The organism is Arthrobacter sp. zg-Y877 (assembly GCF_030373105.1).
Lineage (GTDB): Bacteria > Actinomycetota > Actinomycetes > Actinomycetales > Micrococcaceae > Arthrobacter_B.
In genome coordinates this window covers 177,428-190,116 of the sequence record NZ_JAUCPU010000002.1, presented here as the reverse complement: position 1 = coordinate 190,116, position 12,689 = coordinate 177,428, and the positions used below count along the sequence as shown (strand labels likewise).

General features: G+C 63.6%; 11 protein-coding genes. 4 read left to right on the top strand and 7 right to left on the bottom strand.

Going from position 1 to position 12,689, the window contains the following annotated elements; all coding sequences use genetic code 11:
- Positions 1 to 2: 2 nt before the first annotated feature.
- Positions 3 to 1,271: a lipopolysaccharide biosynthesis protein gene (locus tag QNO03_RS05015; protein ID WP_289602276.1), complete on the bottom strand. Its 1,269-nt coding sequence runs from the start codon at positions 1,269 to 1,271 to the stop codon at positions 3 to 5.
- 169 nt (positions 1,272 to 1,440) lie between these two features.
- Here QNO03_RS05015 and QNO03_RS05010 point away from each other — a divergent pair, with 169 nt between their 5' ends.
- Entirely contained in the window at positions 1,441 to 2,346 is a 906-nt protein-coding gene (locus QNO03_RS05010; protein ID WP_289602274.1) for a glycosyltransferase family 2 protein, read from the top strand.
- Between the two features lie 67 nt (positions 2,347 to 2,413).
- Positions 2,414 to 3,352, top strand: coding sequence for a glycosyltransferase (locus tag QNO03_RS05005; protein WP_289602272.1), 939 nt, complete (start codon positions 2,414 to 2,416; stop codon positions 3,350 to 3,352).
- Here the strand turns inward: QNO03_RS05005 and QNO03_RS05000 are convergent.
- Positions 3,349 to 4,125: a glycosyltransferase gene (locus QNO03_RS05000; RefSeq protein WP_289602270.1), complete on the bottom strand. Its 777-nt coding sequence runs from the start codon at positions 4,123 to 4,125 to the stop codon at positions 3,349 to 3,351. The genes QNO03_RS05005 and QNO03_RS05000 overlap by 4 nt on opposite strands.
- Before the next feature lie 184 nt (positions 4,126 to 4,309).
- On the opposite strand from QNO03_RS05000, the gene QNO03_RS04995 reads away from it, so the two are divergent.
- Positions 4,310 to 5,194, top strand: coding sequence for a glycosyltransferase family 2 protein (locus QNO03_RS04995; protein WP_289602269.1), 885 nt, complete (start codon positions 4,310 to 4,312; stop codon positions 5,192 to 5,194).
- Between the two features lie 93 nt (positions 5,195 to 5,287).
- Here QNO03_RS04995 and QNO03_RS04990 read toward each other — a convergent pair whose 3' ends face one another.
- From QNO03_RS04990 to rfbB, 4 genes are read right to left on the bottom strand one after another with little or no spacing between them, the layout of a single operon-like run.
- Complete coding sequence (locus tag QNO03_RS04990; protein WP_289602267.1) at positions 5,288 to 5,668, bottom strand: DUF2304 domain-containing protein; 381 nt, start codon at positions 5,666 to 5,668, stop codon at positions 5,288 to 5,290.
- 5 nt (positions 5,669 to 5,673) lie between these two features.
- A complete protein-coding gene (locus tag QNO03_RS04985) occupies positions 5,674 to 6,339 on the bottom strand; it encodes a glycosyltransferase family 2 protein (protein ID WP_289602266.1) in 666 nt (221 codons plus the stop codon).
- A gap of 4 nt (positions 6,340 to 6,343) precedes the next feature.
- A complete protein-coding gene (locus QNO03_RS04980; RefSeq protein ID WP_289602265.1) occupies positions 6,344 to 7,795 on the bottom strand; it encodes a sugar nucleotide-binding protein in 1,452 nt (483 codons plus the stop codon).
- A 4-nt stretch (positions 7,796 to 7,799) separates the two neighbouring features.
- Positions 7,800 to 8,798: a dTDP-glucose 4,6-dehydratase gene (gene rfbB / locus QNO03_RS04975; protein ID WP_289602264.1), complete on the bottom strand. Its 999-nt coding sequence runs from the start codon at positions 8,796 to 8,798 to the stop codon at positions 7,800 to 7,802.
- Between the two features lie 56 nt (positions 8,799 to 8,854).
- Here rfbB and rfbA point away from each other — a divergent pair, with 56 nt between their 5' ends.
- Positions 8,855 to 9,721 (top strand): glucose-1-phosphate thymidylyltransferase RfbA, encoded by an 867-nt coding sequence (gene rfbA / locus QNO03_RS04970; protein ID WP_289602262.1) that lies wholly within the window; start codon positions 8,855 to 8,857, stop codon positions 9,719 to 9,721.
- 99 nt (positions 9,722 to 9,820) lie between these two features.
- On the opposite strand, the gene QNO03_RS04965 is transcribed toward rfbA, so the two are convergent.
- Positions 9,821 to 12,466 (bottom strand): GH25 family lysozyme, encoded by a 2,646-nt coding sequence (locus QNO03_RS04965; RefSeq protein ID WP_289602260.1) that lies wholly within the window; start codon positions 12,464 to 12,466, stop codon positions 9,821 to 9,823.
- Positions 12,467 to 12,689: the final 223 nt, after the last annotated feature.

Below are 12,689 nucleotides of genomic sequence, written 5' to 3'. Positions count from 1 at the left end.
CGTCAGGGACGCTGAACCGGTACCTGCTTCGATGCGGGACCGGCGTTCCGGGCGGCGCGGCGGAAGTGGCGGCGCACTACGCCGAGCTGGTACACGGCCACGGCAAGCTCTGAGATGGCCACAGCCCAGGCGACCGCCGATACTCCGAAGGCCAGGGCTCCAACGAGGATCAGGGGCAGGCCGATGGCCGCGCCCAGAACGGTTGAAACCGCCAGCGCCTTCCCTTTACCCAGGGGAATGAGGCAGGCCAGGCCAACAACCTGGGATACCGCGACCGCGCCGAAGACGACGCCCATCGGAACGCTGAGGTCGAATCCGACTTGGATGTTGCCCTGGGACAGCAGGATGCTGGCCCAGGGGATGCACAGTGCCATCACGGCGGCGCAGAGTGCAGCCGCGAGCGGAGACCACTTGGCGGCCACGCGGATGCGCGCCTCCTGGAGCGCGTGGTCCGGATCGGCTATCGACCCCTGAAGCACCTGGACCACCGGCCCGACTGCGGTAAGCCCGTATTTGAAGAACCTCTCCGCCATGGCATACAGCGCCAGAGCACCCGGCAGGACGGCTCCGACCACCAGGACCGGGGTACTGACGTAGAGACTCGATGTGGCGGCGGTGACGACGCCGTGCCGCTGCCCGCGCAGCCGCCTCATGGCCCTGCCGACATGGAAGTCGAAACGGGGAACGGAGAGCGACCGGTTCCGGATCAGCAGGCCGCTGGCCGTTATGCCCACAACGTTCATGGCCAACTGCACCGCGAGATACACGTACACATCGCCGGTGAGGACCAGACCCACCAGTCCGAGCACGGTGCCTAGCGTGATGGGAAGCGTGTCAAAAACGAGGAGCCTCCCGGGGCGTCCGTCACCCACGAAGAACCACGAAGCGCCCAGGAACGGTACCAGGTAGGCAAGGCAGGCCAGCACGGCAACGGAGTCATCGGCTATGAGCCAGACCGTGAGGGCAGCCAGTGGAGCCGTCACGAGGAACAGGTACAGCCGGCTGACGAGTGAGTCCGCAAACATCTGGGGCCGGGCCGCAGCAGGCAGGCCCGCCACCATGGCGGGACCGACGGTTCCCCAGCCAAAGGACACCAGGACACCGAAAAGAAGGGCGGCGGACTGCCCAAGTGCGATTATGCCCCAGGGATCCTTTCCGACATTGGCGATGACCACAGGGATCGCGAGCAGTCCCACCACCGTTGTAATGGCAACGGAAGCGCCGAAGGCCCCTATACGTTGGACGTGCCGCAGGAACGTACGCTGACCCAAGAAAATAATCCTCCGTTGCAGGGTATCGGCAAGCTGCGGGCCGTCTGCCCGTGCATGCCCCCTGAAGATTCTAGCGATCTAATGGGTTGATATCATCAACCTAGCGCCGCCTACCTAATGCATGCCTTTCGGCGCCTGACTGAGGTGTGCTCCGAATGATGGGAACTCTTTGTCTGTAGCAGCGGTTGTTGTGTCCTATAACCGGGTCGACTTGCTCCGTAAGTGCCTGTCCGCACTCGAAAACCAGGACAGGCGTCCGGACGAGATCATCCTTGTGGACAATGGCTCCACTGACGGAAGCGTGGCCATGGTGCGGCGGGAGTTCCCCGGGGTCACGGTTTTCGAGACCGGTGCCAACCTTGGAGGTGCCGGCGGGTTCGCCTGGGGCATCGAACGCGCCCTCGCGGCGGGACATGACGCAGCATGGTTGATGGACGACGACGCCGAGCCGCTAGCCGGGAGCCTTCGGCCGCTGGTCGAGGCAATGGAAAATGCCCCGGTTCGGCCCGGCTTCGTCACGTCGCTGGTGGTCAATCCCGAGGGGGAGCCGAATAACGGACACCTTCCGGATTTCTCCCACGATGCTTCGCAGCAGCTGAAAGCCACCGAGCTCGGCGGCATGGCGGTGAACAGCGCCAGTTTCGTGGGTGTCCTGATCGACTTGGTGGCAGCAGCCAAAATGCCGTTGCCCTTCGCCGACTTTTTTATCTGGTTTGACGACGCGGAATACACCCGGCGCCTCAGCCGCGGTGCGTATGGAGTCCTCCTTCCGAAGAGCCGGATCAGCCATCCCGAAAAGCAGAACCAAACGGATATGGGCGGACGGCTGTATTACTACATCCGCAACAACCTGTGGCTGCGGCGGCAGGACCCGGCTCCGAGGACGCTGCTGCAGAACCCGGTCCGTTGGGGCGCCGGCATGACGGTCCTGGCCCTGCGGCAGGGCATGCATGCGCAGGACCGCTCGCTGTGGCTGCGGTCGGCGGCCAAGGGGCTGTATGAGGGCCTTGCCCGTTCGCCGAGGACTATCTGGCCGGGCCAACTGCTGTCCGGGTCCGTCGAACTGGGCAGATAATCCCGTCCGCCGGCGTCTTCCGGCACTTCGTTCCGCTTCGTCCGTTCCACTGAGAGAGATACAAAGCATGACCCCGTCGCATCGTGTCGCCGCGGTAATTTCCGCGTATAACCCGCCCGCTGACCTGATTGCCAAGGTGGAGCGGCTAGCCAACCAAGTTGACAGCATCATCGTGGTCGACGACGGATCTCCGTCAGATGTCTCCGGCGTCCTGCAAGGCCTGGAGGAGGTCGGCGCCGTCGTGCTCAAGCAGGGCGTCAACAGCGGAATCGCCGCCGCCCTCAACGCGGGAATCCGCCATGGCGCGGATTCGTCGCCGGATTTCTTCCTGACCCTTGACCAGGACTCCGAACTGGATCCGGACTACGTTGCCCGCGCTCTCCAGGCTTACGCGGACGCGTCAGCCCAGGGCGTGGCAGTAGGGATGGTCTGCGCAGAGTCGCACAATAAGCAGCCGGTCATGCTGCAGAAACCCGGCGTTTCGTTTCCCGAGGCCTTCGACCCGATGCAGTCGGGAACACTGATTCCGGCCGCCACATTCGATGCGGCGGGCCTGCTGGAAGAGGACCTGTTCATTGACTGCGTGGATTCCGAGTTCACTGCGCGGATCCGCGAACTGGGGCTGAAGGCGATTATCGCTCCCGGTTGCAACATCAGCCATGCGGTGGGGGAATCACGGCCCATGCTGGTGGGTAAGTGGCACGTTAACATCGGCGGGCAGAAACGCTTTGTGCACTCCCATGCGCCCTTCCGGGTCTACTACATCACCCGCAACGGACTGGTGATGTACCGCCGTTACCTGCCGAAGCAGCCTGTCTGGGTACTCCGCCGGATCGGGTTGGAAGTTGTGTTCTATGGCGTCCGCGTGGTGTACGGGCCGCACCGCTTCCGCCAGATCGCCGCTATCGCCTTCGGAATACGGGATGCCTTTACCGGCCGCATGGGCCGGATCGGCGCCAAGGAAAACGCGTTGGTGTCGCCGCGTCGGAAGAAGGCCGCTGCTTAGGGCCGGGGTACGCTGCGGAGCCTGCGCATCCGCGTGAGAGCCACCGCGAAGGCCCGGACAAGCATGATCCGCGAACGCAGGATCAGCAGCAGACTCCGGGCCTTTTTGGGTGTGGTGTTGTTGTCGTGGAGCCGCCGGTCCAGCGTATTCGCCTCCAGATGGGCCATCGATCCGCGGAGGTTGCCTACCAGGGCAATCCACTGGTCATGGGTCTCGGTCAGGAAGGCAGGGAAGGGCAAAATCAGGTTCCGGACCTCGCCCCTGAACGCCATGGCGCAACCGTAGTAGGGGCGGACACCGATCCAGAGCATAAGCAGGTTGGCCCAGCGGCGGCCGCTGTCGGCGCTGCGCAGCCGGAGCGATTCGATCCGGCGGGGCTTCTGTCCGAAATATCCGAAATTGCTGGCAACCACATCGGCATGGCCGAGTTCGGCCACCATGGCGTCCACCCGTCCGGGGAGCCAGACATCGTCCTGGTCGGAGAGGAAGACGTACTCGCCCGTGCTGGCGGCGAGGGCCGCTTCGAAGGTTCTGACGTAGCCGCGGTTGACAGCCGATCGAATCACCCGGATCCGCGGGTCCTCCAGCGCCTCGAGGATCTTGGCTGTGTCGTCCGTTGACGCGTCGTCAACGATCACCAGTTCATCGCCGTGCGCCAGCTGCGGCAGGATCGAGGCAACCTGTTCTTCGATATGCGCGGCGCCGTTGTATGCCGCCATGCAGACGCTGACCTGACCGCGGTCCGCGGCGGCCGGGAAGATGCTGGAGTTCATTCTTATCCTGGTGATTCTTCGATATGGGCAGGGGATACCCGAACCAGCTTACCGGTTTCACGGTTTCGACTTAGCCGCGCGCCCTCCCTATAGTGGAGTAGTTCCCCGACCCTCCGGCCGCCCTTGACTGCGGCGCCATCCGCCGGCTCTGCCGCCGTCGAACTGTAGTGAAAGAAGCCAAGCCGTGACTGCCGTAGATGTTATGTTCCCGTACTACGGGGACGTTGAACTTATGAAGCAAGCCGCCCGGAGCGTGATGGGCCAGCAGCATCAGGACTGGCGGCTGGTGGTCATCGACGACGGCTACCCTGACCCTGAACCTGCCCGCTGGTTTGCAGAGATCACCGATCCGCGCGTCAGTTACCAGCGCAACGCGGTCAACCTCGGAGCCAACGGCAACTACCGGAAGGCCGTCGAGCTCGTCGAAGCACCCATTGCCGTCATGATGGGTGCGGATGACATCATGCTTCCGAACTACCTCACGGCGGTTGTCGAGTCCTTCGAGGCTTTCCCCCAGGCCAGCGCCGTGCAGCCCGGAGTGCAGGTCATTGACGAACTCAGCCGTGCGACCACCCCGCTGGGCGACCTGGTGAAGAAAGCGGTCCTTCCGCGCGGAAACGAACGGCGGCTGCTGAGCGGTGAGGACCTCGCTACGAGCCTTCTGCGTGCCGGCTGGCACTATTTCCCGTCCATTGCCTGGAAGTCGGAGACCTTGAAGCGTATCGGCTTCCGGTCTGAGTTCGACGTCGTGCAGGACCTTGCGCTTCTGCTCGACATTGCCGCTGACAGCGGCTCGATGGTTCTAACCCCTGAGCTGGCCTTCCTCTACAGAAGGCACTCCGGGTCTGATTCCTCCGTCCGGGCTTTCGATGGCCGCCGGTTCGACGAGGAGCGGCGCTTCTTTGAGGGCGAGGCCGTCAGGTTCCGGCAGGTCGGCTGGGACCGGGCGTCCCGTGCAGCCCGCTTCCACCTCACCTCGCGGTTGAACGCGGCGGCGCTGATTGCCCGTTCGGCGGCCGGCGGGAAGTTCGGATACATCCCGAAGCTGGCCAAGCACGTGGTCGGATAGCCAACCGGAAACGGCGGAAAAAAGCAGGGCGGCCCCAACGGGGCCGCCCTGCTTTTTGTTCGCCGGAACTGGGGGGAGTGACAGTGGCCAGTGCTACTGCCGGTGGTCGTCCGCGCAATTCTGGCCCTGTTTCGCTGCCCAGGGCTTAGGCGCCTCGTCCAGGGCAATGCGCCGCGAGAGTGTCGTAATGGAGGTCTCCATATTGCGGAAACGCTGGTACGTCGTGGCCATAAACACGAAGAAGGAGACGATGGTCGCGTAAAGCACCAAATCGGTGCCGCGTCCGATGCCGAGGTACGATGCAATCCGCGTCAACGTGTCCGGGAAGAAGATGGACAGCGCAGCCGCCACGGCGAAGGTCATCAGCATAATCCGGCGAACGGCCAGGTGCTTGGCGTTGACGCCACCGCGCATCAGGACCAGGGAGACCAGGATGACGGCGACGACGAGTGCGATCTGGACGATGAGTATCAATTAGTTCACCTAAAAAAGAGTTCGGCCAGAATGTTCACGGAATTGAGCAGGGACTGCCCTTTGGACTTTGAGTAGTCCGTGTAGATGATTTCCACCGGATGCTCCACCCAGCGGGGCTGAATGACCGCAAGCTGGTTAACGAGCTCGGACGCGTGAGCCATTCGGTTCTGCGTCAGGTGAATCCTGGAGGCGACATCGCGGTTGATGGCGCGCAGGCCGTTGTGCGCATCGGTGAGGTTCATCCCGGTGGCCATCCGTGACTGCACGGCGGCCGTCTTCAGGACAACTCGTTTCTGCAGCGAGATCTTGGTCCGGTCGTCGAGGAACCGTGATCCCAGGACTACATCGGCTTCCCCGGACTCGATCCGTGCGACCATCGCCTGTGCGTCCACCACCCGGTGCTGTCCGTCGGCGTCGAAGGTAACAATGCTGGTCATGCCCGGGTCCTGCAGCGCGTACTCGATCCCTGTCTGCAGGGCAGCCCCCTGGCCGAGGTTTATCGGGTGCTGGACTACCACGGCACCGGCTGCGGTTGCTGCGGCCTGCGATCCATCACGACTGCCGTCGTCCACGCAGACTACGTGCGGAAACGACTTCCGGAGTTCTTCGATCACGGAGCCCACAACGGTTGCTTCGTTGTACATCGGGATGACAATCCATGTGCGGCTCACGATATTAGTATTCCATATTCTGTACAACGCCAGTTTCGCCCGCCGCGGAGCCGCCCAGATATGCGCGGAGCCGGTCCATGGCATCCGCGGGAGTAAAACCGGCGGCCTTGAGCTTATCCAGGGGAAGCACGCTGTTCTTAGGGCGGGGGGCGGCTGCCTTGCCCGCGAAGTATTCTTCGGTGCTGACACCGGTTACGGCGTCGGCAGTGTGGCCGGTCAGCTCGTAAACGCTGCGTGCGACGTCGGCCCAGGAGACCGGATCGCCGTCGTTCGTAAGGTTGTAGACCCCGTACGGAGCGCCGGAGGAGAGCAGATGGATGATGCCGGCGGCAATGTCCTCGGTGAAGGTAAGCCGGCCGATCTGGTCGTCCACCACGGACGGGGTGATGCCCCGCCCGGCCAGCGACGCCATGGTGCGGACGAAGTTCCTGCCTTCGCCGATCACCCAGCTGGTACGCACGATGTAATGCTCGGGCACGGCGGACACCAGCGCGTCGCCGGCGGCCTTGGTCTGCCCGTAGACGCCCAAGGGGGAGAAGGGCTCGTCTTCGGGATGGTCGGCGGCGGTGCCATCGAAAACATAGTCCGAGGAGACATGGACCAGCGTGATCCGGTTCTCGGCGGCGACGCGGGCCAGATGCGCGACGGCGGCCACGTTGATCGCCCAGGCGGCCTTCCGGCCGTCAGGGGACTCGGCGTCGTCCACCGCGGTGTAGGCAGCCGCGTTGATGATCGCGGTGTAGTTCTTCCAGTTCCGTCCGGCGTAGGCCGCCGGATCGGTGAGGTCGAAGTCGGAGCGGGCGGCGAATTCGACGTTCCCGTCGCCGGCGTAGGCAGCGCGCAGGGCCTTGCCCAGCTGTCCGTCGGCGCCCAGGACGAGGGTCTTCTTCGGGGCCATGGGAACGACGTCGGCCAGGCACGGGTGGGCCCGGTCCTTGTCGGAGAGCTCAGCCTGTTCCAGTGGAATGGGCCATGAGATGGCCGCAGTCTCGTCACCCAGGTTCAGGAACGTGTACTGCCCCTGTGCGTCCGCGCTCCAGTGGTCGTTGACCAGGTACGAATAGGCGGTATTGTCTTCCAGCGTCTGGAAGGCATTGCCCACGCCGCGGGGAATGAAGATGGCCTGGCTGGCATCAAGTTCGGCGGTGAAGACGGCACCGAAGGACGGGCCTTCGCGCAGGTCCACCCATGCTCCGAAAATACGGCCGGTGGCAACGGAAATGTACTTGTCCCACGGCTCTGCGTGGATGCCGCGCGTGGTGCCGGCCTTCTCATTGAAGGAAATGTTGTTCTGCACCGGGCCAAAGTCCGGCAGGCCAAGAGCGACCATCTTCTCGCGCTGCCAGTTCTCCTTGAACCAGCCGCGGTTGTCGCCGTGCACTGGCAGGTCGTAAAGGACAACGCCGGGAATGGGGGTGGGGCGGGCCGAAAGGGACTTGGAAAATTCCGGTGCCACGGCGTTACTGTCCCTGTTCCTTGTACTTGGCTTCCGTTGCGTCCTTCTGCGGCCGCCACCAGGCCTCGTTCTCGCGGTACCACCGGATGGTGTCTTCGATGCCCTGCTCGAAGTCGGAGAACTGGGGGCTCCAGCCGAGCTCCCGGCGGAGGCGGGAGGAATCGATGGCGTAACGCAGGTCGTGTCCGGGCCGGTCGATCACCTGGTCGTAGCCGTCGGCGGGCTGGCCCATGTGCTTCAGGATCAGTTCAACAACTTCCTTGTTGTTCTTCTCACCGTCGGCGCCGATCAGGTAGGTCTGGCCGATCTCGCCCTTCTCGACGATGGCAAGCACTGCCGAAGAGTGGTCAGTGGCATGGATCCAGTCCCGGACGTTTTCCCCGGCGCCATACAGCTTGGGGCGCACACCGTCGATCACATTTGTGATCTGCCGCGGGATGAACTTTTCCACGTGCTGGTATGGGCCGTAGTTGTTCGAGCAGTTGCTGATGGTGGCCCGGAGGCCGAAGGAACGCACCCAGGCGCGCACCAGCAGGTCCGAACCGGCTTTGGTGGAGGAATAGGGGCTGGACGGATTGTAGGGAGTGGATTCCGTAAACCGCTGCGGATCATCCAGTTCCAGATCGCCGTAGACCTCGTCGGTGGAGATGTGGTGATACCGGGTGTCGTGCTTGCGTGCCGCTTCAATCAGCGTGTAGGTGCCGATGATATTGGTGTCCAGGAACGGGCGGGGGTCATGCAGCGAGTTGTCGTTGTGGGACTCGGCCGCGAAATGGACCACCACGTCCGTTTCGCTGACCAGACGGTCCACCAACTGCGCATCACAGATGTCGCCCTGCACAAACGTGAAACGGTCTTCCGGCAGTCCCTTCAATGACTCGAGGTTGCCTGCGTACGTCAGCTTGTCCAGCACGGTGATTGAGTAATCGGTGCTCTTGAGCGCGTAGTGCACGAAGTTGGAGCCAATGAAGCCGGCGCCGCCGGTGACTAGGAGTTTCTGCATGTAGGTAAACGTTACCGGATTTGCCGTCACATCACCGAGCCGGGATGATGAGGGGCATGCGCGGAATTATATTGGCAGGCGGCACCGGGTCCAGACTGCACCCGATCACCCTCGGGGTCAGCAAGCAGCTGGTACCGGTCTACGACAAGCCGATGATCTACTACCCGTTGTCCACCCTGATCCTGGCGGGCATCAAGGACATCCTGATCATCACCACGCCCCACGATGCAGACCAGTTTGAACGGCTGCTCGGTGACGGCAGCCGCTTTGGCGTCAGCATCACCTACAAGCAGCAGCCCTCACCCGACGGACTCGCGCAGGCTTTCGTCCTCGGCGCCGAACACATCGGCAGCGGCCCGGTTGCCCTGGTGCTGGGCGACAACATTTTCTACGGCCAGGGGATGGGCACACAGCTGCGCCGGTTCGCGGACATCGACGGCGGGGCCGTCTTCGGATACTGGGTTGCGGACCCCTCCGCCTACGGTGTGGTCGAGTTTGACGCAGCCGGGCGGGCCATCTCGCTCGAGGAAAAGCCCGCGAACCCCAAGAGCCACTACGCGGTGCCCGGCCTGTACTTCTACGACAATGACGTTGTGGAGATTGCACGGAACCTCGAACCGTCTCCCCGCGGCGAACTGGAAATTACCGACGTCAACCGCATCTACCTGGAGAAGGGCAAACTGCAGGTGGAGATCCTCCCGCGCGGCACCGCGTGGCTGGATACCGGTACATTCGACTCGCTCAACGAAGCCTCTGAGTTCATTCGTACGGTGCAGAAGCGTCAGGGCCTGTCGATTGGCTGCCCCGAGGAAATCTCCTGGCGCTTGGGCAACATTACTGATGACGAACTGCGCCAGCGCGCCGAGCCCCTCGTGAAGAGCGGATACGGCCAGTACCTGCTGGAGCTCCTCAAACAGAAGTAACATGCCGGAACGCGGTTCCTGCACAAAAGAGCCGGTCGGGAGATTTCCCGACCGGCTCTTTCAATGCCCGGCGCCTAGGCCGTCACGGGCGGAAATCGATCAATTCCGAACGACGACGGCGCCGCCGGCCTGGTCCGAGTCGATTCGCCCGCCCTGGAAGGACTGTGTGCACTTACCCGACTTGCAGGATTCATCCGATACCGGGTAACCCAGCACTCCGGTTTCAAAACCCGTGGACTGCCATTTACTGCGGATGACCCCTGAAGTGGGGTGCGCGCCAGTCGATTTCGTCCAGGTGATGGCGCCGCGTTGGAAGTTCTGGTAGCAGCCGCCGTCCTTGATGCCGCAGACCTCGCCGCTGGTGGGGTAGCCGAGGGAACCGTTTTCGAACCCGCTGGTTTGGTAGGCGGTCCGGATGGGACTGTTGGCGCTTACCTGGGCTCCGGTACTTGGGGACCAGAGGATGGCGCCGCGTTGGAAGTTCTGGAAGCAGCCGCCGTCCCTGATGCCGCAGACTTCGCCGCTGGTGGGGTAGCCGAGGGAACCGTTTTCGAACCCGCTGGTTTGGTAGGCGGTCCGGATGGGACTGTTGGCGCTGACCTGGGCTCCGGTACTTGGGGACCAGAGGATGGCGCCGCGTTGGAAGTTCTGGAAGCAGCCGCCGTCCCTGATGCCGCAGACTTCACCGCTGGTGGGGTAGCCGAGGGAACCGGTTTCAAAGCCGGACTGCCGGTACGCGGTCCGCATGGGGCCCTCGGGGCTGACCTGGGCTCCGGTACTTGGTGACCAGAGGATGGCGCCGCGTTGGAAGTTCTGGTAGCAGCCGCCGTCCTTGATGCCGCAGACCTCGCCGCTGGTGGGGTAGCCGAGGGCACCGGTTTCGAACCCGCTGGTTTGGTAGGCGGTCCGGATGGGACTGTTGGCGCTTACCTGAGCTCCGGTGCCGGGGGACCAGAGGATGGCGCCGCGTTGGAAGTTCTGGAAGCAGCCGCCGTCCCTGATGCCGCAGACCTCGCCGCTGGTGGGGTAGCCGAGGGAACCGTTTTCGAACCCGCTGGTTTGGTAGGCGGTCCGGATGGGGCTGTTGGCGCTGACCTGGGCTCCGGTGCCGGGGGACCAGAGGATGGCGCCGCGTTGGAAGTTCTGGAAGCAGCCGCCGTCCCTGATGCCGCAGACCTCGCCGCTGGTGGGGTAGCCGAGGGCGCCGGTTTCAAAGCCGGACTGCTGGTACGCGGTCCGGATGGAGCTGTTGGCGCTGATTTGGGCTCCGGTGGCGGAGGACCAGAGGATGGCGCCATTTTGGAAGTTCTGGAAGCAGCCGCCGTCCTTGATGCCGCAGACCTGGCCGCTGGTGGGGTAGCCGAGGGCACCGTTTTCAAAGCCGGATTGCTGGTACGCGGTCCGGATGGGGCCGTTGGGGCTGACCTGGGCTCCTGTGGCGGAGGACCAGAGGATGGCGCCATTTTGGAAGTTCTGGAAGCAGCCACCGTCCCGGATCCCGCAATGCACGGGCGTGTCAGCTGCTCCCAACCCGGGGCTTGATGCAGCTGCCGCACCGATGGCAGAGGCGCCCGGCGATCCGCTGCGGACAAACCGGTCCAGGTCGGCTGTGCTGCCGTTGAAGACATTTGAATCACCGGCGAACGGGCCGGTGCTGGAGTACTGCCAGACCGTGTACGCGGACCACCCGTTCGGCAGGGCCCCGGGGGCCTGCGCGTAGGAGGCAAGGTGGAGCGGGTGGTTGCCGAAGGCGTTCGTGTTACCGGTGCAGGTACGCCACCAGTCGGTGGTCGAGTAGATCATCGGAACGCGGCCGGTCCGGGCCTGGATGGTGTTGGAGAAATCCCTGATCCAGGTGACCATCTCCCCGGCGCTCAGGTTGTAGCAGGTGTTACCAAGCTGGGGGTACGGGTTGTATTCGATGTCCAGCAGGGGCGGCAGGGTGCGTCCGTCCGCAGACCAGCCGCCTCCGTTGTCCACGAAGTAGTTGGCCTCCTGCGCCCCGGAGCCGACGGAGGGGATCGCAAAGTGGTAGGCCCCCCGGACCATGCCGACGTTGGCTGAGCCGTTGTACTGCTGGTTGTAATAGGGGTTCTTGTAGTAGGTGCCTTCGGTCGCCTTGGTGTAGGCGAAACGTGATCCCTGGCGCCAGGCCCCGGCCCAGTCGACATTCTGCTGGTGGCTGCTCACGTCCATGCCCTGGATGCCGGACGGCATCCAGGTGTTCGCGGCGGCCGCGGCAAATGCAGGAGTTGCGCGGAACGTCGTCGAGGTATTAGTCATCGACGACGTAACAGTAGCGGCAGGTGGTTTATCCGCAGTGGTGTCCGGAACAGTCAGAGGAGTTTGCAGTCGCCCAGCCTCGGCGTCGAGCTCTTGCTTTTCCTCTTCCGGAGTTGGAACCTGTGGGTCACCGGTGGTCAGCAGCCGTTCAAGGCCTTGACCCATCCGGGCACCCAGCAGCCCTGCTTCTTCTGCGACGGTCTCTTCAAGGGGGGTCGCTTCCGTTTCGACCGCTTCGGAGGGCTGCGGATCGGTAGCCGGAACTCCAGCAGTGGAACCGGTGTCCGTCGGCGGAGCCTGTTCCTGCTGTGTTGACGTCGTGGCAGGTGCGGAAGGAGTTGGGGCCGTCGTGGCCGGAGCGGGCGGGTGCAGGGGGCCGGCCAACGCGGGCGACATGCTGCAGACCAGGGCACCGGTCAGGGCCGCACTCCCCAGCCAGCGGGTGAGCGTTTTTGTATTCACGGTATCTCCAGGTGTTTGCCCTAGGTAGGGCACGGGGCATCTCTGGATACTATCGGCCGTTTCCCGCAGTCCGGTAGGAAACTGAGAGGTTCAAAGATGCAGGAGCGGAAATCCGGGTCCACACCGCCGCCCGTATATATACGGATCCGTTGCCGTCTGCATTAGGCTGGCTGACGGTTCGAGGCGGATTACAGGAGTACCGGCGTTACCGTTCGGGAAGAGT